This window comes from Chryseobacterium sp. CS3K3.1 (assembly GCF_059515165.1).
The window spans coordinates 70614-95638 of record NZ_JCAKRV010000005.1 but is presented as its reverse complement, the minus strand read 5'-3'; the positions used below and the strand labels follow the sequence as shown (position 1 = coordinate 95638).

20 protein-coding genes and 1 tRNA gene are annotated in these 25025 nt (G+C 37.8%); 9 read left to right on the top strand and 12 right to left on the bottom strand.

What is annotated here, in order from left to right; all coding sequences use genetic code 11:
• Positions 1–73: 73 nt before the first annotated feature.
• Positions 74–4864 (bottom strand): translocation/assembly module TamB domain-containing protein, encoded by a 4791-nt coding sequence (locus AC5YGI_RS06765; RefSeq protein WP_330745380.1) that lies wholly within the window; start codon positions 4862–4864, stop codon positions 74–76.
• A 4-nt stretch (positions 4865–4868) separates the two neighbouring features.
• On the opposite strand from AC5YGI_RS06765, the gene tsaD reads away from it, so the two are divergent.
• Genes tsaD through AC5YGI_RS06750 form a run of 3 tightly spaced genes read left to right on the top strand, consistent with a single transcriptional unit; the run spans position 4869 to position 6969 of the window.
• A complete protein-coding gene (gene tsaD, locus AC5YGI_RS06760; RefSeq protein ID WP_330745379.1) occupies positions 4869–5885 on the top strand; it encodes a tRNA (adenosine(37)-N6)-threonylcarbamoyltransferase complex transferase subunit TsaD in 1017 nt (338 codons plus the stop codon).
• On the top strand, positions 5882–6277 hold the full coding sequence (locus tag AC5YGI_RS06755) for a hypothetical protein (protein ID WP_137905125.1): 396 nt from the start codon (positions 5882–5884) through the stop codon (positions 6275–6277). The genes tsaD and AC5YGI_RS06755 overlap by 4 nt, the downstream gene beginning before the upstream one ends.
• A complete protein-coding gene (locus tag AC5YGI_RS06750) occupies positions 6274–6969 on the top strand; it encodes an RsmE family RNA methyltransferase (RefSeq protein WP_330745378.1) in 696 nt (231 codons plus the stop codon). Before AC5YGI_RS06755 ends, AC5YGI_RS06750 begins: the two co-directional genes overlap by 4 nt.
• Before the next feature lie 47 nt (positions 6970–7016).
• On the opposite strand, the gene AC5YGI_RS06745 is transcribed toward AC5YGI_RS06750, so the two are convergent.
• Entirely contained in the window at positions 7017–7697 is a 681-nt protein-coding gene (locus AC5YGI_RS06745) for a TrmH family RNA methyltransferase (protein WP_110010835.1), read from the bottom strand.
• A 162-nt stretch (positions 7698–7859) separates the two neighbouring features.
• Between AC5YGI_RS06745 and AC5YGI_RS06740 the strand changes: the two genes are divergently transcribed.
• The 4 genes from AC5YGI_RS06740 (at position 7860) to AC5YGI_RS06725 (ending at position 10824) form a co-directional block, all read left to right on the top strand.
• Positions 7860–8876: an asparaginase gene (locus AC5YGI_RS06740; protein ID WP_110010834.1), complete on the top strand. Its 1017-nt coding sequence runs from the start codon at positions 7860–7862 to the stop codon at positions 8874–8876.
• Between the two features lie 55 nt (positions 8877–8931).
• A tRNA-Ser gene (locus AC5YGI_RS06735) sits at positions 8932–9018 on the top strand.
• A 187-nt stretch (positions 9019–9205) separates the two neighbouring features.
• Positions 9206–9622, top strand: coding sequence for a hypothetical protein (locus tag AC5YGI_RS06730; protein ID WP_047428034.1), 417 nt, complete (start codon positions 9206–9208; stop codon positions 9620–9622).
• A gap of 407 nt (positions 9623–10029) precedes the next feature.
• Entirely contained in the window at positions 10030–10824 is a 795-nt protein-coding gene (locus AC5YGI_RS06725; protein WP_330745377.1) for a DUF2490 domain-containing protein, read from the top strand.
• A gap of 110 nt (positions 10825–10934) precedes the next feature.
• On the opposite strand, the gene AC5YGI_RS06720 is transcribed toward AC5YGI_RS06725, so the two are convergent.
• The 7 genes from AC5YGI_RS06720 to AC5YGI_RS06690 all read right to left on the bottom strand — a co-directional run bounded on the left by AC5YGI_RS06720 (position 10935) and on the right by AC5YGI_RS06690 (position 21048).
• Complete coding sequence (locus tag AC5YGI_RS06720; RefSeq protein WP_330745376.1) at positions 10935–11630, bottom strand: hypothetical protein; 696 nt, start codon at positions 11628–11630, stop codon at positions 10935–10937.
• 346 nt (positions 11631–11976) lie between these two features.
• Positions 11977–13509, bottom strand: coding sequence for a M20/M25/M40 family metallo-hydrolase (locus tag AC5YGI_RS06715; RefSeq protein WP_330745375.1), 1533 nt, complete (start codon positions 13507–13509; stop codon positions 11977–11979).
• A gap of 317 nt (positions 13510–13826) precedes the next feature.
• The gene (gene map, locus AC5YGI_RS06710) at positions 13827–14591 is read right to left on the bottom strand and encodes a type I methionyl aminopeptidase (protein ID WP_496167854.1); all 765 of its coding nucleotides are present in this window, start codon (positions 14589–14591) and stop codon (positions 13827–13829) included.
• 199 nt (positions 14592–14790) lie between these two features.
• Positions 14791–16248 (bottom strand): TolC family protein, encoded by a 1458-nt coding sequence (locus tag AC5YGI_RS06705; protein WP_496167853.1) that lies wholly within the window; start codon positions 16246–16248, stop codon positions 14791–14793.
• On the bottom strand, positions 16220–19411 hold the full coding sequence (locus AC5YGI_RS06700; RefSeq protein WP_330745372.1) for an efflux RND transporter permease subunit: 3192 nt from the start codon (positions 19409–19411) through the stop codon (positions 16220–16222). Before AC5YGI_RS06700 ends, AC5YGI_RS06705 begins: the two co-directional genes overlap by 29 nt.
• Before the next feature lie 21 nt (positions 19412–19432).
• A complete protein-coding gene (locus AC5YGI_RS06695) occupies positions 19433–20515 on the bottom strand; it encodes an efflux RND transporter periplasmic adaptor subunit (RefSeq protein WP_395974907.1) in 1083 nt (360 codons plus the stop codon).
• A 146-nt stretch (positions 20516–20661) separates the two neighbouring features.
• Positions 20662–21048 (bottom strand): hypothetical protein, encoded by a 387-nt coding sequence (locus AC5YGI_RS06690; protein WP_110009503.1) that lies wholly within the window; start codon positions 21046–21048, stop codon positions 20662–20664.
• Between the two features lie 638 nt (positions 21049–21686).
• Between AC5YGI_RS06690 and AC5YGI_RS06685 the strand changes: the two genes are divergently transcribed.
• Positions 21687–22079 (top strand): multicopper oxidase domain-containing protein, encoded by a 393-nt coding sequence (locus AC5YGI_RS06685; RefSeq protein ID WP_120233455.1) that lies wholly within the window; start codon positions 21687–21689, stop codon positions 22077–22079.
• Positions 22080–22117: 38 nt separating this feature from the next.
• Positions 22118–22552, top strand: coding sequence for an META domain-containing protein (locus AC5YGI_RS06680; RefSeq protein WP_330745370.1), 435 nt, complete (start codon positions 22118–22120; stop codon positions 22550–22552).
• Between the two features lie 55 nt (positions 22553–22607).
• Here AC5YGI_RS06680 and AC5YGI_RS06675 read toward each other — a convergent pair whose 3' ends face one another.
• The 3 genes from AC5YGI_RS06675 to porN all read right to left on the bottom strand — a co-directional run bounded on the left by AC5YGI_RS06675 (position 22608) and on the right by porN (position 25015).
• On the bottom strand, positions 22608–22868 hold the full coding sequence (locus tag AC5YGI_RS06675; RefSeq protein WP_330745369.1) for a SemiSWEET transporter: 261 nt from the start codon (positions 22866–22868) through the stop codon (positions 22608–22610).
• Positions 22869–22902: 34 nt separating this feature from the next.
• Positions 22903–23937, bottom strand: a complete 1035-nt coding sequence (locus AC5YGI_RS06670; protein WP_496167851.1) for an NAD(P)/FAD-dependent oxidoreductase — start codon at positions 23935–23937, stop codon at positions 22903–22905.
• A gap of 139 nt (positions 23938–24076) precedes the next feature.
• Positions 24077–25015, bottom strand: a complete 939-nt coding sequence (gene porN / locus AC5YGI_RS06665; RefSeq protein ID WP_110009508.1) for a type IX secretion system ring subunit PorN/GldN — start codon at positions 25013–25015, stop codon at positions 24077–24079.
• Between the last annotated feature and the right edge of the window lie 10 nt (positions 25016–25025).

Sequence of the window (25025 nt, the reverse complement as noted above, 5' to 3'; positions counted from 1 at the left end):
ATTTAACTAAAAAATATATATCAAATATTAACAATAATTAACACAGATGATAAAAATCATTAAAATATTCTAATTATTTACCATTCGATTTTATAGAATCTGTTTTTATTTCACCTTTTGCGTCTGAAGTTTTTTTGTCTTTTTTCTTCTTTTTAAACAAAGAATTGAAGCTTTTACTCCACACTACCCCTCCTCCATAAGCTTGATTAGCAGAACCGTTTGTACTCACCATTCCGATGTTTGTAGGCTTGGAATACGCACGTATCACCAATGAGCCATCATTCTTTTTAGACAGATCATATTCTACAGATCCTTCCGTGGACAGATAATTGTTTTGTGCACCATCCGTTTTTGATAACGGAATACCCAAACCAGTCTTGATATTAACTCTCGGGGAAAGGGCTACACTTACTCCCGCATTAGCCCTGTCTCCATAGTTCGAGTTCTGATCTCCTTTCACATAATTAAGGTCAATCTGAAATTCGTTACTCATCGTATTAAGAACAGATCCCAACTGCTTCAGAAGTATATTATATCCTGAGGATTCCGCTACATTTCCTACATTTACATCGAATCCACCTGTATTGGATACGTTAAAGGTACTCAATAGCAATACAGATCCGAACTGGAGAACCTTCTCTCCTTCCTGGCTCATTTTCGCAGCTAGTGTTTCTCTTACCTGACTGGACACATCCATTGCAGTCACATTAAGATCAATCTGAGGGTCTACCAACGACTGGGTGATATGGGCCTGCAGCAGAATACTGATAGGCTGCAGTTTCCCCATACTAAGATATTCTCCCGCATTGGAAACCATTCTGATGTAATTGGCATTAATATCCAGCATAGGTTTCATCGCATCACCATCCCACCTTATACTGCTGTTTCTTTCGATCTGGAATGTTTTATTAAGAATGGCCTTAGAGACAAATGTTCCGTTATCTACTTTATAGGTACCGCTCATCGCAATATTCCCCTGTCTGTTCATATGGAATCTCAACGGATCGGCTGATCCTTTTACCGTAATATTTCCCACATCGTCTCCTACCAGTACATTTACGGTGGTTCCTTTATCTACCGCGAGATTGAAGTCAATATTCATATTGGCTCCTGTTTTCTTCTTTTCTTCAAGCGTAATCAGACCATCTTTTCCTTCTTTCAGGAACCTCAGCATTTTAAATTCTTCTACATTGGACGTTGAGCTGGAATTAAAGGTAAAGGTACTTCCGTTAAGCGCCTTCATATTAGGAGTGGTTATACTTAATCCTGAAACAGGTCCGTCCACGTACAGATCTCCCTGTCCGTACACTCTTCCCCAGAACAGGTCAAAATCTTTTTGCGTGGTATTCAGCATCAACAGGTTGTCTGCTCTCATTACGAGAGATACCCCCATGGAAGAAAGGGTTTCAAACTGAATCGCTCCGGAGATATTCCCTTTGGAATTGGTTCTTCCGTCGTGTACTTCAATATTGTTGAGGATAGCAAGTCCTCTGGAAAGCTGAATCACAGTATCATCAAATGAATAATCTACCCCGGTAAACAATAGTTTTAATCCAAAATCTTTTAATGCAATATCTCCGCTATAATCAAGATTGTTAAGCTTTCCATTGATTTTAAGATCTCCTGTAGCTTTTCCTCGAAGATTTCCGAAAACCGTCTGCACAAACTGCTGGGTAAACGCGAGGTCAAAATCACGCATTTCTGCAGTAAGATCAATAATCGGGGAAGAAGTATTATTATTAACTGTTCCTGTCAGATTAAGGCTGTTGTTTCCAAGTACGCCGGCAGAGTGAACTTTCACATCAATATCATATACATTCAGTGAGAATCCATTGGTGGCAGAAATAGAGATATCTCCCATATCATTGCCATTCATCTTGATATCATCAATATTAAGATCTACCAGTGGCTGAAGGGTACTTTTATCCATTTTGATCTTAACACTTCCATTGGCGAGACCTTTAATGTCCATGGTGTTTCCTCCGGACTGCATTTCCAGCAGCTTTTCTACCGCAAAATCGTTGATATCTGCATCTACATAAAAGTCTTTCGCAGACTTAAACTGGGCTTCTTTAATAAACAAAGCACTTTTATCGGAATATACCCTCAGATTCCTGATATCAAAATCTCCGGTTTTCTTTCTGTAGGTAATAGAGTGATTCAGCTCAGGACTTGTATCTATAGCCCAGGTAACTTCATTGAATTTTACCTCGGTAGGTTCAAACCTGAATACATAATCACCTGCTGCATCAGTAGACTGATCTACGTTGATGGCGTATTCCTTAAGCTTTTCGTTAAGCTCATCATCAGGACTTCCATGCTTGAACACGGTTGCTAAATGAAGTGTATTTCCATTTTCATTATTCCCTTTAAGCTCAAAATCTTTAATTACATTTTTATTATAAATGACTCTGTTGATCTTAGCATACAATTGCTGGTTCAGGTCACCTGTGTTAATTCTCACTTTAACACTATCCACCATTGCACTGTCTCTGCTGAGATTTTTTCGGTCATTAATTTTATAATCAGGATTTGAAGATGCCAGCGCCTGGTCAGCATCTGTAATCTCCTCTTCCTTGGTCATTATATATTTTAAAGATGCCGCATCAAGATTCAGGATCAGGTTGTTGGAATTCCCATCATATTCCCCTTCTACAAGAGCTCCCTGTGGTAATCTCAATTCGGGTAAGAAATAATTAACAAGGCCCTGCTGGACATCAAACTTCAACGCAAAATTCTGTCCACGGTATAATTTTCTTGGCGGCGGTCCCACTAATATTTTCCCTACTCCATTTTCTACCATTCCTGCAAGATCTGCAAGGTTATATTTTCCTGAAATTTTACCTGTCGCTGCTCCCGTAGCATCTACATCAATGACACGACCTCCTGCTTCAACAAACGTTTTTAACCTGGCATTCGGAATATTATATTTTTGAGTAGCTGAAGCAAAGTGAAGGTTATTGGCATTTACATCTAAAGTAAGATCGTTGATAGAAGACATGGCCATTTTCCCTTCAACCTGACCACTTACCACCTGAGTGCCGGGCTTGTTGGTAAAGTAATTCATGTTCAGGTAAGTAACGTCTGCATTAACGTCCATAGCAATCCTTGAAGTACTGAAATCGATCAATCCTTTGACCGTAGCTTTAGCCTGCTCATCATTAACAGTGATGAGTCCGTTATATTTTTTATGATCCAATAAACCATCCAGATACAGATTATTGATCGTTTTATCCATAATTTCAATACTGGCAATCTGAGATTTCGTTGTCAGACGCATGGTATTGACATCAAAACTTTGTCCGTTAAGATCAAATTTACCGGAAATTAAACCTACTGCTTTATTCTTTGTGATGACTGAGGTATTCAGATCTTTTACATCAAGATAACCGGAATATTTCGGCATAGCAGTACTGTAGCCAGTCAAGGTAAGTTTGGAAATTTTCGCCTGCCCGATTCCTGTCATTAAGTTACCATTATCCACATAAATCTGATCCGGATTCACTTTTGCAGTTCCGTTATATTTCAGTTTTCCGAAATCATCTGCAAAGTTCTTCATCTTTTTGGAGATGAATGAAGGCATCATAGCTTTTAAATCCTTGTAGGTAAAATCTGTGGAAAGATCTTTTGTTTCAATAGCAAAATTTCCTTTCAGCAGATTGTCAACCTTCATCGTTTTGGTAGCAATATTGACGTCAGGATTTCTGATCAGAAAGTTTTCCAGGTGGAATTTATTCAATGGCCCAGTCATTACCCCTGAAAGATTAAAAGGTTTAATATTATCCCAGTTGGTTACAAAATAGCTGATATCATATCCGCTTAGCTGGCTTCCTTGTTTAATATTCATGTCCCAGCGTACTTTGTCTGCAAAATCTGCCCAGGATCCGTCGTGAAGATTAAATTTGATATCTCCCTGAAGTAAGGTATGATCTGTATTCAGGGTAAGGTCTTTTAACGACAAAAACTGCTTCGTTAGAGACAGTTCTGTTGAAAAGGTATCCACAAAGTGAGATTTCCCCCACCTTGAAGTTACAAATGACATATTATTAATCAACGCCGAAACATTCGGTCCGTTGACTTTTACATTGGGTGCTTTTAAATTGAACTTTGTGGCTGTCAGCCATTTCCCCTGATCTCCGGGAGAATTTTCATTAACGATGGAAACCTTAGAATCAATGATCTGAATTCTGGAATTCAGCTGAAAAGGAGGTTTCTTGGGATCTCTTTTCTTACCGTTGTCAAAGAGTTCTACAAACCTTACAAAATTGGATATACTGTCTCCTTTATAAGTAATTACTTTTACATCGGCATTCACAAGAGCCAGAGAGTTAAAACTCAAAGAATTGCTGTTTCCTGAGATGGCATTTACTGCCAGAGACATCCAGTCTGAGTCTGCACGAAATTCACGGGCTGTAATAAAATCAAAACCTTTATAATCTTTTACTTTTAAACCTTTAATGGTTACATCACCGAAGTAATTGACATCTACACTTTCTGTAGAAAAATCAGATTTAAAATCATTATTAACAAGCTTCAGCGCCTGATCAGCGGCCCATCTTTTCGTAACCGGAAGGTTGATGGCAATAAGAACTCCACCTACAAGGAAAATTCCCAGCCAAAAGAGAATCAAGAGAAGCTTTGCCCACCAGGTATAGCTGGTAACATCCTTTACAGCCTGTTTCCCAAACTCTTCAGCTGTTTCTACAGGATGATGTATCGCATCCGAAGCAAGCTCAGATGCTTCTTTCACTGTTTCCCGTACTTTTCCCTCTACATTTTCAACAGTTTTCTGTACCTGATCCCCTAGGTTTTCAGCTACTGATTTTTTATTCTCATTCTCGTTATTATTCTCTAACTTTGCCATTATTATGAGCGACTCTATAATTTTAGGTATTGAATCGTCCTGTGACGACACCTCAGCAGCTATCATCAAGGGAAATTCTATTCTTTCAAACATTGCCGCGAACCAGGCCATCCACAAAGAATATGGCGGCGTTGTCCCTGAATTGGCTTCACGAGCCCATCAGCAAAATATTATCCCCGTTGTTGAAAAATCTTTTTCTAAAGCAAATATACAACAAAATGCTATCTCTGCTATAGGATTTACTCGCGGACCGGGACTTTTAGGATCTCTTCTTGTAGGAACATCATTTGCTAAGTCTTTGGCGATGAGCCTGAATGTACCTTTGATTGAAGTAAATCACCTTCAAGCCCACATTCTGGCCCATTTCATCGAAGATGCAAATCCTGTGCCGCCTACCTTTCCTTTTTTATGCCTTACTGTAAGTGGCGGACATACCATGATTGTATTGGTAAAAGACTATTTTGATATGGAAATCATCGGCAAAACTATTGATGATGCAGCAGGAGAAGCTTTTGACAAAATCGGAAAGATTTTTGACCTCGATTACCCCGCAGGCCCTATCATCGACAGACTGGCCAAGGAAGGGAATCCTGATGCTTTTACATTCAACAAACCGAAGCTTGAAAACTACGATTATTCTTTCAGCGGTATTAAAACTTCTGTGTTGTATTTCGTTCAGAAAGAAGTCAGAAAAAACCCGGATTTCATTAAGGAAAATCTTAATGACCTTTGTGCTTCCGTACAAAAATCAATTATTGAAATTCTGATGAATAAGCTTGAAAAAGCAGCCAAAGATCTCAATGTAAATCAGGTCGCTATTGCAGGAGGTGTATCTGCCAATTCCGCACTTAGAAAAGCAATGGAAGACAACAAAGAAAGACTGGGATGGAGTATTTATATTCCCAAATTCGAATATACTACAGATAATGCAGCCATGATTGCCATGGTAGCAAAACTGAAGTTTGAACGTGGAGAATTTACCGATCTGAGAACTTCCGCAACGGCAAAATACGATTTATGAAAATACTCTTAGAAGAAAAAGTACTGGGAACACATTCTAAAAAGAACTCAAAATATTACTGGGTATTAGAAACTATCACAGGAAGACATGAGGGCTCAGAAACTTTTTCAGAGTTTAACGGAGAAAGTTCTGAGACAGGATATATTCAGGATATCAAAGAAGAAGTTTTACAATTAATTAATTCTGAACATCTTTTTAGTTTTCCCTATACTCCAAAAGAAGGAGATTATTTATCCATCAAAAATAATTTGAGAAAACAGGAATATTTAAATCTGATTTTCATTAATAATGTATGGATAGAAGAAATATACATGTGTTCTTACCGGGAATGTGATACAGATATATATACAACCATCAAAACAGGAGTAGCATTTATAAACCAGGATATATGAAACTATTCTACGGAGACATCAACAGAAATAAAGTTATAATCAACGACGAAGAACAGCAGCATATTGTAAAAGTTCTTCGCATGAGAGATGGTGAAACGATTCACGTGACAGACGGAAAAGGAAACCTGTCTTCCGGAAAACTGATTATAGAAGGCAAGAAAGCGGGGATTGAAGTTTCTGAGATCAAAGAAAATCTGCCGGAATTCAATCCTCAACTTCATATTGCGATTGCACCCACCAAGAATATTGACAGAATTGAATTTTTTGTGGAAAAAGCGGTGGAAATGGGGATTTCAGAAATAAGCATTATTATCACTGAAAAAACGGAGCGTAAAAACATTAACATCGATAAAATCAGGAAACAGGCTGTTGCAGCATCCAAGCAGAGCCTGAGATTTCATTTTCCGGTTATCAATGATGCTGTAAAACTGACGGATTTTCTGAAAAATATTGATCCGGAACATACCTTTGTAGCGCACTGTCATCAAAATCTGGAAAGAATTGATCTTAAAAATATTCCTCAGCTGAAGCATCTTACTTTTTTAATAGGCCCTGAAGGTGATTTTTCTGAAAAGGAGATTGCATTTCTGGCAGAAAACAAAGTAAGAGCAGTTTCTCTAGGAAATCAAAGACTGAGAACGGAAACGGCGGGAGTTTTTGTGGCCGCATGGAATTATTACAATATGATATAAATACAAAACGAGAAGGCACAAAACCTTCTCATTTTTATTTCAGATTACTATTTCCAGTCAATATTATTTTCTCTCAGATATTTTTCAAAAATCTGCTGTCCGCTTCTGATTGAATTGACAGCCCAAAGGATTTTCATTCTCAGAAGCTTTTCCTCATTTAATTTATAATCAATATCAGACTTTATCAATTTTTGCTTTAACTCATACATACAGATTGAAGCTGCGACAGAAACGTTAAAACTTCTCGTAAATCCATACATTGGAATAGCCAGTGTCTCGTCGGCAAAATCTAAAATCTCCTGGGAAACCCCTTCCATTTCAGTTCCGAAAACCAAAGCAATAGGTTCCGTCACTTCATATTCAGGCAGCATTTTAGCATTTTTTTCCAATGAAACAGCCACTATTTTATATCCTCTGTCTTTAATATTCTGAAAAGATTCCATATTTCTGGGAAGCTTTTCTACTTCAACCCACGTATCCGCCCCTTTTGTTACGCGAAGATTGGGTTCGAAGCTGTATTCTTCCTGCAATGCCACTACTTTATGGAAACCGCAGGCCTCCACAGAGCGTACAATTGCAGCTGCATTTCTGAACTGGTAGACATCTTCTACAACCGGAAGTACAAAGTCTGAACTTTCCTGCGAGAAATGTTCAATTTTCGTCAGTCTTTCTTCCGTTAAAAACTGTTTTAAATATTCAAAAGTTTGCGATAAATCACTCATCTGCATTTCGTTATTTTTTTCAATAGCCCCTATGAAACCTTTTCATTTCTCATCCTATTTTTATAAAATTTCATGATAAACGTTTCATTCATTTTCAAATCTTTGCAAATTAACGTAATTTTGACCTATGAACCCTAATCGGGCTCCAATTCTTAATAAAATTAGTACATGAAGCGAAAAGTCCTGCTCATCTATACCGGTGGAACCATCGGAATGGAAAAAGATTATGAAACCGGAAGTCTCCGCGCCTTTGATTTTGGAAATATATTCGAAAAGATGCCTGAAATGAGGCTTATGGAATGCGAAGTCTTTGTTCATCCTTTTGCCAAACCGCTGGACTCTTCAGATATGGGACCTGAGGAATGGAGAGTGATCGCCAATTATATTCAAAAAAATTATAACGACTACGATGGTTTCCTGATTCTTCACGGAACGGATACCATGTCCTATACGGCATCTGCGCTTAGTTTCATGTTGAAAGGATTAAGAAAGCCTGTCATCATGACCGGCTCCCAGCTTCCGATTGGAGACCTGAGAACAGACGCCAAGGAAAACCTTCTGACCAGCCTTTATTATGCCAGCCTTTATGAAAATGACGAAGCAGTCATTCAGGAGGTTGCTATTTATTTTGAATACAAATTATTAAGAGGAAACAGAACGCTGAAATATTCCGCAGAATATTTTGATGCTTACGCAAGCCCGAATTATCCTATTCTCGGGCAGTCCGGAGTTCATTTGAATATTATTAAAGATAATCTGTTCCGTTGTGATCCGACCGTAGAATTTCATGTGGATGAACATATTTCCGAAGATATTTTATTCTGGAGAATTTTTCCGGGAATGCATCTGAGTCACTTCAGGGAAATTCCTAAAATGAAGGTTCTTATTCTTCAGGTTTTTGGTTCGGGAACCATTTTCAGCAGTGCAAAAACGCAGGAAACGCTTCAGGAAATCCGGGATAACGGAACTGAAATCGTAGTGGTAAGTCAGTGTATTTCAGGAGGCATCTCATTCGGAAAGTATGAAAACAGTAATATTTTCTCCAGAATCGGAGCGATCAGCGGAAGAGACATGACAGCGGAAACAGCGATTACCAAAGCCATGCACTTAATAGATAACCCTAACTACTCCGGAAGCTTTGCTGATAATTTCACCAGAAGCCTTTGTGGAGAAATTACAGATTAATTTGTAAGAATAATTTGGATATTCCAGAAAATACACTATTTTTGCAATCTCAAAAAGAAAGGTGTCCGAGTGGTTGAAGGAGCTACCCTGGAAAGGTAGTATACGGGTAACTGTATCGAGGGTTCGAATCCCTTCCTTTCTGCAAGAAACCAAAGCCTGTGCTAAGAATAGCACAGGCTTTTTTTATGATCAAGATTTCCGGATTATTTTACATGCATTCCTATAAGTATTTATACTCAGTTTAATAATTGGTCATTTATACGCTACTGCAAGTGCCTTGTTCTTCGTTACTTTGAAATACAATCTAACAAACTAAAAACCAAACCAAAATGACATCAACAAGTGTAAATGCAAATTCTTCAGGTCAGTTAGTACTTGGAAACGGAGCTCAATTCTGGGTGTATCTTTCCCCACAAAACGATACCTCTAAAATGATTTCTACATGGCGTGTAACTTTTTCACAGGGAGACTGGAGCGACTTCATCTCAAGTGAAAATCCTACCAAACAGATTCAGACTCCCAATCTTTCCGGGATCTTTGAAATCAGAGTAGAATTATTAAGCGGTTCAACAGGTACATGGCGCCAGATTCCTCCTCAGGCTGGAAGTCATAATGAAATAGGCTGTAATTCCAACTGTGCTTCTATGGTAGGAATTGTTGCAGACAGTACCAATCCGCCTATCGGAGCTATTAATGCCCATTTCTGGACAACATGGGATGCTATGTGCGGAGTAAGACAGAATTAACAGTAAATAAACCAGTCCATAAACCAATTTGCCACAGTATTTATATTGTGGCAATTTACTTTATATACCATACAAAATCAAACAATTATATAGTAAACCAATAAATACCACAGTACTTTCCCACAAACTACTAACAAGTTACTCACATTTTATCCACAATTAAAATATTATTGAAACATCCAGTTTTTCCATTAGAAGTCTTATTCCTAATTCTATCCTAAATCAGGTCTTTACTTTGTCTTGTTTTTAAACAGTATTACAAGATTTTGAATAAACACTCTATGAACAAAGCCTCTAATTTTGCTATCACGAAAGATTCTCTCTGCGTATCAACAGTATTCTCATCAGTCATATGGTTTCGCAGTTATTTAAAATTACCCCTAAAACAGGTATCCAAATTATTGAGCATGAAGAAATTTTTTGCAGCATTATTTTTAGTGGGATGTATAGGAACATCGATCAAAGCGCAGATCAGTCCACCTGGATTAGGAGATGCCAACAATGCGTTCTGGGGAGCCTTCGGGGTGAAGCGGCAACTTGATTCCCTGGGAAAAAAGCAGGCTTTGAGCTATGTCGCCATCGGAAGAAAAAGCAGTCCGGAAAATCATAACTTATTTTCGAAGCAAGCGATCATTGTTTTAAATCATGAAGTTTATCATTCTTTTGCTCCACACCAGCAGTATAGTTATGCATTAAGTTACAGACGTCAGCCACAATATGAAAACACGGCTCCTTATGCTAAGGAAAATACAGAACAGGAATTCAGAATTTACGGAAGATATGCCTATACTTTTGATTTCGGCAGGAAATGGAAACTTAAAAGTACCGTCCGTCAGGAATTCAGGAAGTTTTTCGATGCAGACTTTCATCAAGTCGAAGAGGATTTTCAGTTGAGAACACGGATCAAGAGTCAGCTCACCTATAATATATCTCCCAAAAATAATCAGAAACTGGCCTTGAGCGCAGAAGCCCTGTTTTCTATAAGCCATCTCAATGAGCCGGATTCTGAATGGAGTTCGTTTGGATATCGTGAAATGCGTATTGCAGCTTATTATATATTTACGATTCCCAATTCCCCTTTTACCGTAGATATAGGATATATGGATGATCTGATCAGAGGCAGCAGAAGTATTCATCATGGAGGTGTCCATTATCTGGCGGCCGATCTGGTATGGAATATTCCGTATAATAAAAACAGATAATACTAAATAAGCTATTAATACAAAATCCCGATCATTACTGACCGGGATTTTTGGTTGAAAAACATAAGTTTTCCGCAATATAATTAAGTATGAATGTTTGGTGTAAAATTTTAGTTGCACAAAGTCAGAAACTGACGGCTCAGCTGCACATTGAATTTAGCTTCCGCTCTTGAGCGTGCATAGATAGTCTGTTTAAAAGCGTGTACTGTTTTTAATTTCTGATCTATAAATTCTGCAATCTGAACAACAGAACAAAGGAAATCTCTGTATAGCGCCATGTTTACCGTCTGACCATAGTATGGAAGGTATGCCTTTAAAAAAGGAATGGCTTTCTGATGACGGTTGTAGCTGATACAATACCCTACTCCCTCCATGGAGGTAACAATAGTATAGTTATTAATATAATCCTGAATATTTTTACTGCCATCCAGAGCATGAGCATTTTTTGAACAAAATTTATTGATCTTATCCAGAATATGCTGGGCATACTCCATCATGGAAATATTTTTAAATTCAAATACCTGGTTCATTCCATTGGATGGAGAAGTTTCATTTTCACAATCAATACAGAAAGAGATTCCTATTTTTTCATGATAAGGAAAAAAGCAGTCTTTCACTTCAATGGAAGCATCCGGCTTTAGCATATCATCTGCAAAGTTATAATACACATAGGGCCTGTAAAGCTCAGCAAGCGCTTCCAGATAATCTGTTTCGCTGGTATTATGATATTCTTCAAACCATTTCTCAAGGTTATCGTAATAATTACTTTCAAAGTCGTTAAAGTTTAAGTAAAATGGCAATTCCATAGCTCTGTAATTTTGATATGACAAAGCTATATGTGTAATGCGACAAAACTTGACGCAATATATTTTTTTGTAAAAAAATTTTTGTCAATGGTCAATTTTTGCTTCGCAAAGTCAATCGTCAATCATTATTAACGCTAAGGTTCGCAAGGTTTATCAATATGCAGATTTTACTGGCTCACAAAGGCACTTCGTTCAGCCAGGATATACGCCTTAACATTGCTGAGTGAAACGCCTCTGCGATCGAAAAAAAATTAAACCTCACAGAAGCTTTGCGAACACTGCGTTTAATAATATGTGAGCTTATTAAAATTCACAAGTACAGCGAATTGACCATTTACTATTGACATTACCTGTCATAATTCTTCATAATGTACTCAAAGTAGTGAATCATTTTCAGATAGTTTTCAATGCTAAGGTATTCATTGGTGCTGTGAATACTCTGCTGCTCGGCACTGTTGATCTTGATCGGCATGAACCTGTAGACATTTTTGCTTACAATTTCATATTTACCGGCATCGGTTCCAGCCATAGTAAGATAAGGCGTAACAATGGCTCCGGGATGAATTTCTTTCACTCCGGCTTCTATCATTTTAAAAGCTCTTGTATTGGTTGGAGAAATAGCAGAAGCTTCTCTTGTATTGTCAATTTCTTCTACTTCTACATCAAAGCCTTCAGTCGCTTTAGCAATATGATCTTTTACATCTTTCACCGAGTTTCCGGGAAGTAATCTGAAATTAACAACAAATTCCACTTCGGGAGAAAGTACATTGGTACCATCACTTCCTTTCATCATCGTTAAAGCTGTTGTGGTTCTCACCAAAGCATTGGTTGTATTGTTTTTGGTAAGCTGGGAAATCAGTACCGGTTTTAAAAGCCATTGATTCGCCAGTGCCATTCTTGTGGCAAAAGGCATTTCACCTCCAATATTATTAAAAAATTCTTTGATTAAAGGGGTAATAACAGGCTTCATCTGATCATCTTCCAGACGCTGCATGATAACAGCTGCTTTCCCGATAGCACTTTCCATTGGTGGCATTGAGGAATGCCCGCCCAGTCCTTTAACTTTTATCTTTGCAGAAAGAAAACCTTTTTCTGCACATCCTACCACGGCAACATCTGTATCAATTCCTGCTACATTTCCTTTTCGCATAATCAAACCTCCTTCGTCATAAACAGCATCGAATTTTAATCCTCTTTTCTTAAAATAACCGGCAATCTGAATCGCTCCTTTTTGCCCGCCCACTTCTTCATCAAAACCGAAAGCCAGATAAATATCACGCTGTGGAATCTGTTTGTTTTTAATCATAGAATTCATGGATTCCATCAACGAGAAAAGCATTCCTTTCATATCTATCGCTCCTCTTCCGTAGATTCTTCCATTGGCTACCGCTCCTGAAAAAGGAGCAAAATCCCAGTCTTCGGCAACTTTTGAAACAGGCTCTAATGGTTTATCATCCGGACGGAATATGTTTTCTTCGTTATTTTTAACATCGGCATCTCCCGGCGGAACAACATCCATATGGGAAAGGAATAAAATGGGTTCCAGAGCAGGATTGCTTCCTTTAAGCCTGAACACCAGTCCATACTGGTTGACCTCAACATTTTCTGTGTTCTGATAGACCAAAGGATAAGAGGTTTTTAAATAGGTTTTGAACTGTTCAAACGGTGCATAGTCGAATTCACCCAAACTCCCTGTAGAAACAGTAGCCACTTTTATTCCTCCTGAAAGTCTCATGACTGCAGAATCATTTTTTACCGGTTTCCAGCCTTCACCTGCTCCGATATTATTTTTCTTAAACGGATAAGTATAGGTTTTAATTAATACTACAGCAGCCAGAATGACTATGATTCCCAAAAGGATTAAAAGAAATTTTTTCATAGTGAATAGTTTGTGAGGTGATTTTATTCTATAAATATAACAAAGTATTTTATGCCCAACAATTTAAAGCCTGGCTTTTTCATCAATGGAATATTTACAGCAGATTCTTCGAAGTATAGATAACGGAGTGCTTTATAGTAAAAACGCAAAGTTTTCTATTCCTAAAACTGAATATAAGCAAAGCTGCAATCAGCAAGTTGATTGATGAAGCTTTGAGGCTTTCTAGTACTTTGTATTTTTCTTTAACGCAAGGGCGCAAAGTTTTTTATTACTGATATATATTAAGGCAATCGTTTTTCACACCGTTGCGGTTTCTTTTAATTCAGGATTTCGTTCATTTTGGTTAAAATGATAGGTTTTCCATCAGTGATTATGATGGTATGCTCGTGCTGGGCCATGTAACCGCCTTTATTGCCTACCATAGTCCATCCGTCTTTTAATTCTACAGCAATATTGGAATCGGTGGAGATGAATGTTTCAATCGCCACGACAGAGTTTTTCTTAAAACGTCTGGAATCATAGCGGTTTTTGTAGTTCAGCAATTCGTCAGGCTGTTCGTGTAAGCTTCTCCCTACTCCATGGCCTGCAAGATTTTTAATAACTTTAAAATCTCTTTTCTTCGCCTCTGTTTCCATTAAATGCCCTATATCTGCTATTTTCACACCACCTTTGATATTGTCGATAGCTTTTCTTAAAATATCTTTGGAGGCCTCCACCAGTTTCTGATGTCCGTGAATATCTTCTCCAATCACGAAGTAACCACCGTTGTCTGCCCAATATCCATCTAATTCTGCAGAAACATCAATATTGATCAGATCGCCTTCTTTCAAAATCCTTTGATCTGTTGGAATCCCATGGCAGAATTCATTGTCCACACTGATACATGTCCAGCCTGGAAATCCATACGTCAGATAAGGTGCTGATTTTGCCCCGAAACCCTCCAGTATTTTGGCTCCATATTCGTCCAGATCTTTGGTAGTCATACCGGGTTCGGCGTAATCCATCATCTTCTTCAGCGTATAGGCAACAGCTTCACTTACTTTTTGCATTCCAAGCATCTGATCTTCGTTGGTGATTGACATCGTTTTGTTTTGATTTTTATTGAATATTACAAAGTTAGGAAATTAAAATATTCTGAGATGACCTGTTTCATTTAACATGATCCTCCAACTGGCGCGGCCACAACTTCAAAGCATGTCGCATAAAAATAAAAAAGGGCCAACTCAAAAGAATTGACCCTTCCAAAAAACATTAACTGTTTATTGATAGAATTATGATGTTTTATTTCCAGCCTCCACCTAAACTTTTATAGATGTCAACTACTGTGCTGAGCTGTTTCTGTTTTGCCTCAATAAGTTCCATTTTAGCATCCAAAGCATCTCTTTGGTTTAAAAGAACTTCAAGATAATCTGCTCTGGAATTACGAAATAGCTGATTGGCAATATCTATAGACTGATCCAGGGCTTTCGTTTCCTGAGATTTCAGTTGATAATACTGATCTATATTTTTAACCTTTGACATCAGATTGGCAACATCCAGATAGGCATTCAGAATAGTTTTATCGTATTCGTACAACGCCTGAACCTGTTTGGCATCTGCTGTCTGAAAATTAGCCTTTATCGCACTTTTGTTAATTAATGGCCCTGCCAGTTCACCTACAAGATTGTAAGCTATTGATTCCGGCATTTTAACAAGGTACGAAGGTTTGAAAGCCTCCAGGCCTAATGTTGCCGAAATTTCCAGAGAAGGATAAAATTCTTTTCTTGCTGCTTCTACATCCAGTTTTGAAGCTTTCAATTCCAGCTCGGCCTGTTTGATATCAGGACGGTTGGCTAATAACTGAGATGGAATTCCGGTATAGACTCTCGGAGGAATGGTAGACATAAAGTTTTCCTTCGTTCTAACAATTGGTTGTGGATATCTTCCCAGCAAAGCATTGATTTCATTTTCTTTTTCAGTAATCTGCTGGCGGATGGTATATTCTGCAGCTTTGGATTTCGCCAGTTCTGCTTCAAATTTTTTCACAGCCAGTTCCGTTGCAGCAGCGGCTTCTTTCTGGATTTTGGAAATTTCCAATGCTCTTTGCTGAAGCTTGATATACTGTTGTATAATATCCAACTGGTTATCAAGTGCCAGCAATTCATAATAATTATCTGCAACTTCTTCAATAAGATTAGATAAAACAAAGTTTTTCCCTTCTACTGTAGAAAGATAATGGGCTACGGCAGATTCTTTTTCCGTTCTGAGCTTTTTCCAGATGTCAATCTCCCAGCTCGCATTTAAGCCCGCTTCAAAATTTCCAAGCGGATCCGGCATTTCCTTACCCGGCTCTATTTCTGTGGTAGCATCTCCGGCTCCTTCGCTGGTATAGCGACCGGATTTTTTCAGACCGGCTCCTACTCCTGCAGAAACAGTTGGACTCAATCTTCCTTTTTTAGCTAAAACACCACTTTTAGCAATCTCAATCTCCTGAAGAGTGATCAACAGCTCCTGATTATTTTTTAAAGCAGTTTCAATAAGGGTTACCAGGTTTGGATCCGTAAAAAACTGTCTCCACGGTGTTGTTCCGCTATTATTGTTAGCATCCTGCTGCTCTTCCTGATTAAAGTTCTGAGGAATATTTTCTTTTACCTCGTCTTTTATGACAGTCGCCATCGGCGCCTTACAGCTTACGAGTACAAGCGATAAGGCAATGGCTGTGATTATATTTTTAGTCTTCGAATTTTCCATCATGTTCATAAGGTTCAGTTTGTTCTGTTAAAGGATTTTCTTCTTCATATCTCGCCAATCGTGACTTATCAGCAATGGTTCCGAAGATATAATACAATCCGGGGATAATCATCAATCCGAAAATAGTTCCGATTAGCATTCCTCCTGCTGCCGCTGTACCAATGGTTCTGTTACCAATTGCTCCCGGCCCCGTTGCAATCACCAATGGAATTAAACCGGCAATGAAAGCAAATGAGGTCATCAAAATCGGACGGAAACGGATGGCAGCTCCTTCAATAGCTGCTTTTGCCACAGGGATTCCTTCTTCGGCTTTCTTCTGTACGGCAAATTCAACGATCAACACTGCATTTTTACCCAAAAGTCCGATCAGCATGACCATTGCCACCTGTGCATAAATGTTATTCTCAAGTCCTAAAAGCTTTAAGCATAAAAAGGCTCCAAAAATACCTGTAGGCAGAGATAAAATAACAGGAAGCGGAAGGATGAAACTTTCATACTGTGCGGAAAGAATCAGGTAGACAAATCCTAAACAAACCAGGAAGATAAATATGGCTTCATTACCACGGCTTACTTCGTCTTTAGAGATCCCCGCCCAGTCGATACCAAAACCTCTTGGAAGTGTTTTATCTGCAACTTCCTGAATCGCTTTGATCGCCTGGCCACTACTGTATCCGGGAGCAGGCGTTCCGCTTACTTCTGCAGAGTTGTACATATTGTGTCTTGTAATCTCCGATAGTCCGTATACTTTTTCAAGCCTCATAAAATCTGAGTAAGGAACCATCTGGTCTTTATCATTTTTAACATACAGCTTCAACAGGTCGGTTGGAAGTGCACGATATTGAGGGCCAGCCTGAACAATGACCTTATACGGCCTGTCAAAGCGGATGAAACTCGTTTCATAGTTGGAACCGATCAATGTAGACAGGTTATCCATTGCTTTTTCAATGGTTACTCCTTTTTGCTCCGCAAGATCATTATCTATCCTAAGCATATATTGCGGGAAACTCGCAGAATAGAATGTAAATGCCGAACCAAGCTCCGGACGCTTTTTAAGCTCCTTCACAAAGTCATTACTTACCTGCTCCATTTTATGATAATCTCCACTTCCTGCTTTATCCAGCAGACGAAGCTCGAAACCTCCTGCAGCTCCATATCCCGGAACGGAAGGCGGCTGGAAGAATTCTATATTGGCTCCCGGAATATTCTTGGCTTTTTCCTCAAGCTTTTCAATAATTTCTGCAGCTGATTCTTTACGTTCTTCCCAGCTTTTAAGGTTGATCAGACAGGTTCCTGAATTGGATCCGGTACCTTCAGTCAAAATCTCATATCCTGCAAGAGAAGAAACGGATTGTACTCCATCAATATCTTCAGATTCCCTCAAAAGCTCTCTGGCAATCTGATTGGTTCTTTCCAATGTAGAACCCGGAGGCGTCTGAATAATAGCATAGATCATCCCCTGATCCTCGGCCGGAATAAATCCTGAAGGTAAAGAATTGCTCAGGAAGAATGTGCAGGCACAAAATGCCAATAACAATGGTAAGGTTATTGTCTTTTTTGTCACTGTTTTATTCAGTAGCTTCTCATATCTTCCGGCTCCTTTTGTAAACAGGTTATTGAATTTATCAAGGAAAATAGTAACCGGAGTTTTCTTCTTCGCTTTTCCATGATTATTTCTTAAAATCAAAGCACATAAAGCCGGTGTCAAAGTAAGTGCCACTACCCCTGATAAAATAATGGATGAAGCCATTGTAATGGAGAACTGGCGGTAAAATACCCCAACCGGTCCGGACATAAATGCAATCGGAATGAATACCGATGCCATTACAAGTGTAATTGCGATAATTGCTCCACTGATCTCATGCATTGCTTCTTCGGTAGCCTTCAATGGGGAAAGATGTTTTTCTTCCATCTTGGCGTGAACAGCTTCAATAACTACAATCGCGTCATCTACCACAACCCCGATGGCCATTACCAGGGCAAAGAGGGAAATCATGTTCAGGGTAATTCCGAAAGCAGACATGACAGCAAATGTTCCCACCAATGAAACCGGAACAGCTAATGCCGGAATCAATGTTGATCGCCAGTCTCCAAGGAATAAGAATACCACGATGGCAACCAAAACGAAAGCCTCAAATAAAGTATGAATAACTTTTTCCATGGATGCATCCAGGAATCTTGAAACGTCATAACTGATATCGTAATGCATTCCCTTAGGGAAGTTATTTTTTTCAAGATCCTTCATCAGTGCTTTTACATTTTTGATAACGTCACTTGCATTGGATCCGTAGGATTGTTTTACGGTGATCGCTGCGGAAGGTTTTCCGTTCAGTGTAGAATAAATATCATACATGGAACTTCCAAACTCAATATCGGCAACATCTTTCAGCCTTACAGATTCTCCGTTCGGTTTGGCTTTTAAAATAATGTTTCCATAATCTTTTTCGTTATTAAAACGTCCGGGATATTTTAATACATATTCGAAAGACTGTGAACGTTTTCCGGAGCTTTCCCCTGTTTTTCCGGGAGAAGCTTCCAAACTCTGCTCATTCAGAGATTCCATTACTTCATCTGCCGAAATATTATAAGCTGTTAATCTATCCGGTTTAAGCCAGATACGCATGGCATATTCACGGGTTCCCAGGATATCGGCAAAACCTACACCGCTTACCCTTCTCAATTCGGACATTACATTGATATCTGCATAGTTGAAAAGGAATTTCTGGTCAGCTTTAGGATCATCACTGTACAGGTTAATATACATCAACATGTTGGGTTCTTCACGCGTGATCTTTACTCCTTCACGTACTACCAGAGGCGGAAGTTTATTGACCACTGAAGATACACGGTTCTGAACGTTTACTGCAGCTACATTGGGATCCGTACCCAGATCAAATACAATCTGAATAGAAGCTTCCCCGTCATTTCCGGCATCTGAGGTCATATATTTCATACCGGGAACTCCATTTAATCCTCTTTCTAAGGGGATTACTACGGATTTAATCAACAATTCGTTGTTAGCTCCCGGATATTCTGCGGTGATATTTACTTTAGGCGGAGAGATGGATGGAAACTGTGTCACCGGAAGTTTTACCAATGACAATATTCCCATAAATACAATAATCAATGAGATTACTATGGACAGAACTGGTCTGCGAATGAATTTCTTAAACATACTGTTTCGTTTTAGAGACCACTACTCTGCTTTTAGTTTCAGTGATTGAAGAACTTTCTTAGGATCCTGGAATTTTGTTTTCACTTTCTGATCATCCTTTACTTTCTGAACGCCTTCCAGAAGAATCTGATCGCCTTTTGAAATTCCTGAGCCTACCACATACAAATCCGGAAGTTCATAGGCTACTTTGATATTTCTGGATTTAGCTACTCCATTTTTATCAATCACAAATACATATTTCTGATCCTGAATTTCATAGGTTGCTTTCTGTGGAATGATCAATGCATTATGAACCGGCATTGACATCTGTACTTTTCCGGTTTCTCCGTTTCTCAGAAGTTTATCAGGATTAGGGAATTTGGCACGGAAAGCAATATTTCCTGTTTCATTATCAAATTCTCCTTCAATGGTCTGAATTTCTCCTTTTTGTGTATACATTTCTCCGTTTGCCGTAATCAGAGAAACCTGATTGCTGCCACGGTCTGCAGCATGAGTCTGATAGCTCAGATATTCAGGTTCGGAGACATTGAAATAGGTGTAGATACTTGTATTGTCTGACAACGAAGTCAACAGATCGCCTTCATCTACAAGACTTCCCAACTTCAGAGGAATTCTGTTGATAATACCGGAAAACGGTGCTTTGATGTCAGTAAAGGAAAGATGGATCTGAGCCAGTTTCATTTCTGCGTTGGCAGCATCCAGCTTGGCTTTTGCCATTGCTCTTTCATTTTTAGAAACGATGTTGTTTCCTGCAAGTGTACTTGCATTTTTCAGCTCAATGGAAGCCTGCTCCACTTCTGCTTTTGCTTTTAATAATTCTGCCTGATACAATTTAGGCATGATCCGGAACAATGTTTGTCCGGCCTGTACGTACTGTCCTTCATCTACAAAGATTTTTTCCAGGAAACCTTTTTCCTGAGCTCTCACTTCAATGTTTTTTACAGATTGAATCTGGGCTACGTATTCTTTATTGATTACGGTATCCATTACCACAGGGGATGTCACCGGATATACGGTAACTTCTTCTTTTTCTTCTTTTTTCTTATTGCAGCCAACTGCCAGCAGAAGGACACTCAGCGCAATTCCCGAAACAACTCTCTTTATCATAATTCTAGAGTTTATATAAATCGTTAATGTTTTGATAGAAATAAAAACGGTAATAAAAGGGTACGGTGTGATGATTACCGGCATACACAGCGCAAAGTATTTCTACCCGGAATCAGGCAGAAAATCAATAAAACGGGAAATTCTTAAATTCTAATGGAACGGATAAGAATGAATCTTTTGGTGGATAAGCCAAGAACAAAACCATGAATATCCGGTTTTGACCGCTTACAACTTTTTAATCCAAAAATATAAACAAGACTGAAAACTCCGGCAAAAACGACAATAGCCTGCCATACATCGGACAGCTGGAAATCATTTTCGGTAAGTTCTAAAGTGGAATTGTCTACATTATCTGCCATTTGCTGAATAGAGAGTTTTTCAAAAGTCTGATTCAGGCGGTTGGCTCTTTTTGGCATATGATGAGAAACATGACCGGAATAGTCATTTCGAAGCGTTTTAACGTTGAGTCTGCTTTCCACTACAAAGAGCAGAAAAAGACCGGTTAAAAAGTATACTATAAAGTTTCTCATTTTGAAGTTGCAAATGTACACCCAGATTATGATACTATCATAGCAGATTAACAAAATTTAACTCTCCTTTAAAATACCTGAAAATAAAACACTGAAAAGTATTTAACATTTCCTTTATTTAAGCATAATTCAAGCAATTCTAATCTTTCATCTGTGCTCATTTAAAATTTCAAATATTAAGCCACTTTTTATGATTTAAGGAAATTTTAATTTTAATGCTGTTGCTTTTTTGAACATTTTCGGGTATCCCCGTATTCTATTATAGCCCATCTCTTTTCCAACCTAAACTTTGTCATAATTTCAGATTATTAACATTAACTTATTGTTCTTCTCTTCTTTTTGAATTATTTTTGCCAAAAATTAACACAACAAATGAAAAATGAAGAAAAACTACACTATCCTCCTCGAAACAAGTCCTTTTAAAAATCCTGAATTAACAAGGTTTATCCTAAATTTTCCACAATAATTATTACCTTCTGTTTCGTGAATTCTGTTTCAAAAAACTGTGAGTTAAATGAGCTAATATTTTAATTTTCTGTTAGTTTATGAAAAATTAACACATATTTATTAAAAATATTTGTAAATTTATATAGCATTAATATCATAATTCATGAAACACTTTAAAATCACTTATCACTATGAAAAATTTATTAGTACCAATCCTTTTCGGATTGACCCTTATTTCCCTAACAGCGTGTAAGCATCCCGGAAAAGAAGCTGAAACCATTACCGCTGCTGCCCCAGAAAATACAGATGACATTTCAAAAAATGTGTATGTTGACAGTTATGGAGAAAAAATAGAAGTGACCATCAACAATACCAAAAATACAGCAACAATACATTTAAACGGTAAAACTTTTGACCTTAAAAAAAGTGATGCCTTACCTGAATATACAGCCTCTAATGAAGAGTATCAATATTCTGATATTAAAGGCAATATCACTTTCCTGAAAAAGAATGTAGATATGGTTCTGTTTCATCTTAAACAGGCAAAAAAAGAGTCTGGTCCTGCAAAAATGGCATCGTATTAGCATAGGGATTAGCAATTCTAATTAAAAAAATAAACATTATGAAAAGTTTATATTATTATTTTTCGGCACTTATTATCGCAACATTTTTAGTTGTTTCGTGTAAAACACAAAATGCTCAAAAAGCGACGACTGATATTACAGGAAAAACGTGGAAACTGACAGAGCTTAACGGGAAACCGATTGAACTGAAAAATCCTAAAAACAATCCTTATTTCAAACTTGAAATGGATGGAATGAGATATCAGGGGCATGCCGGATGTAATGGCTTGGGAGGAACATTTGAGATCAAACCAGAAGTAATGAGAATTAAGTTCAATCAGGGAATGTCTACCATGATGGCTTGTGAAGATCTTGATATTGAAAATCAATTTACGAAAGCAATCCTGGCAGCAGATAATTACTCTGTAAACGGAAATACCCTTACTTTAAACAAAGCAAGAATGGCTCCTTTAGCTAAATTTGTTCTTCAATAATTAAATTTCACTTACATAAAAAAAATACGCTTCATCATGATGAGGCGTATTTTTTTTATTTTCTTTTATTGTAGATAATATAGCATACCAGAAGGCTGACATTGACCAGAACAGCAAATGCGTTTGACAAAATTATGGGAAGTTCATCTTTTGCAAAGCCATACCATACCCACAAAGAAAGCCCTGAAATAAGAACCAGCAGCATGAGTAAGGAAATATCTTCCACATTTTTTTCTCTGATTACTTTGACAAGCTGTGGAATCATTGAAATGGAAGTGAGAACTCCGGCAACGATACCTAATATATTTTCATCCATAGATCTTCAGTTTGGAAATTGATACTAAGATACACTATTGAAATCTTTTCAATGAAACTTCTTCATGTAATGGAATATCCTGTTCAATAAAATGGAATAAATCTCTTGCAAAATAGCAACCGTTAAGGATACCACGGGCACCTAGCCCATTAAAAACGTACAGATTACCGAATGTTTCATGTCTTCCAATGATGGGTCTTCTATCTTTTACTGTGGGGCGGAATCCAAAATGTACTTCTTCCACTTCAAAATCATAAGGATAAAATTCTGAAAGTCCCTTCATCAATTGGTCAACTGCTGATTCATCAATGTGATGGTGAAGCTGCTCTCTGTCATAAGTTCCACCATAAAAATACAGTCCGTTTCCGGTTGGAAATAAGAAATGTTTCTTCTTAATGGTTATGTTTTCAGGAATTGGCTGGGAAAGTTTCACCCTGATGTGGTGGCCTTTGTTGGGATTCACAGTGATCTCTGAAAAATAGGGATTGTCTTTCACACCCATTCCTTCACAGAAAATAATATTTTTGAAGGTATAATCTTTATAAGTGGATTCTGATGGATTTAATTTTGAATAATCGAATTTTTCCTTTATCAATTGATCATTTTTTTCAAAATAATTGAATAAACCATTAAAAAATCCATTAACATTTAATCTTGCAGATTGATTCACCTTTCCGGTAAGAAAGTCGTTTTTTACCACCTCTAAACGATCAAAATTCTGATCAAGAAAATTCGACAATTCTTCATTTGCTGATTTTTTTAACCATAAGTTCTGTTCATTCTCATCATGAAAAATTCTGTGAATAGGAGCATTGATCAGATAATTTTCCCCGGTATATGATTCTATTTCTTTAAGACTGTCTTTTAGAAAATCTATTTGTTCCTGCGCTTTCCAGAATGTGGTAAACTTCTTCAGGACCACAGGATTGATAATACCTGCTGAAACCTGGGAAGCACTTTTTCTTCCTTCCGTAAAGATGACAAAGGATTTATTATTTTTAATTAACTGGTGAGCCAGAAAAAGTCCTGCATATCCGTCTCCTACAATAATATAATCTACATTTTTCATATGAGAAATTTCATTTGTTTAAAGGTCATATGTAATCGCCTATGCCACTGATTATTGATCGGTAATAAACAAAGGGCGATTTCATCATAAAAAAACCTGAGTAAAAATACTCAGGTTTTCTATAAATATCAAGTGAAATCTAGTAATTCCACATATCATTTTCCATGTCAAGAATCTGTGCTTTGATTCTGTCGCTTTCTTCCAGCTGCTCTTCAGCGTTTCTAGGAATATAGTCTTTAATAGTACCATCTCCTAAACCGCTTGAAGATTTGTAGATAATAGAAGAGAATCTTCTTGCATTGATAACATCATCGAAAGATAAGTCAGCAGAAGAATTTTTTCTATTGAAAACATAGTTGTTTGCTAAAATATCACGAGCACTTGGATAGTAAATCCAGAACAAATCGATCAGTTCATCAGCACCAGCTAAAGGCTGACCATCAGGACCAATTCTTCCAACAGATGTCGGATCCGGACCCATAGCTGCGATACCAAGCGGTCTGTATTTCATCTGACCATCTCTTTTATCGATAAACCACATACCCATCACTTTAAGAACTTTTACTTTATCAGTAGTTGTTCTGATGATATCTGTTAATCTTTTCTTCTCGTCTTCTGTAAGTGTTCTTCCAGAGTTAAGGATATCGATAGCTTCTTCGTCAAGTCTTACACTTTCCAATCTTTTCTGAATGGCTTCCGGTGAAAGTCTGGTAACGAAGTTTTCGTCATCATAAACTTCTTTGATGTCACCTTTAAGGGCCCCATCAAGTAATAATTGATATAATGATCTTGTAGAGCTAGAAAGAAGACCATCCGGATTGTCATAATAAAACGGCTGGTTGATCTTATCATTCATATCAATGATTTCCCAAACAAACATACTTTTGTAAATATCCTTGTCATCAACGAAACCATATTCAAGAGGCTTTACTTTATTGCTGATAACAGTATCCCCTGCTTTTCTCATTGATTCAGCTCTCATTTGTCTGAATTCCTCAGGAGAAGCAGCATTCAGAATAGTCTGGGAAAAAGCGAATCCCGAAACTAAAACTAAAAGGGTGCTAATATATTTTTTCATAATATGATTT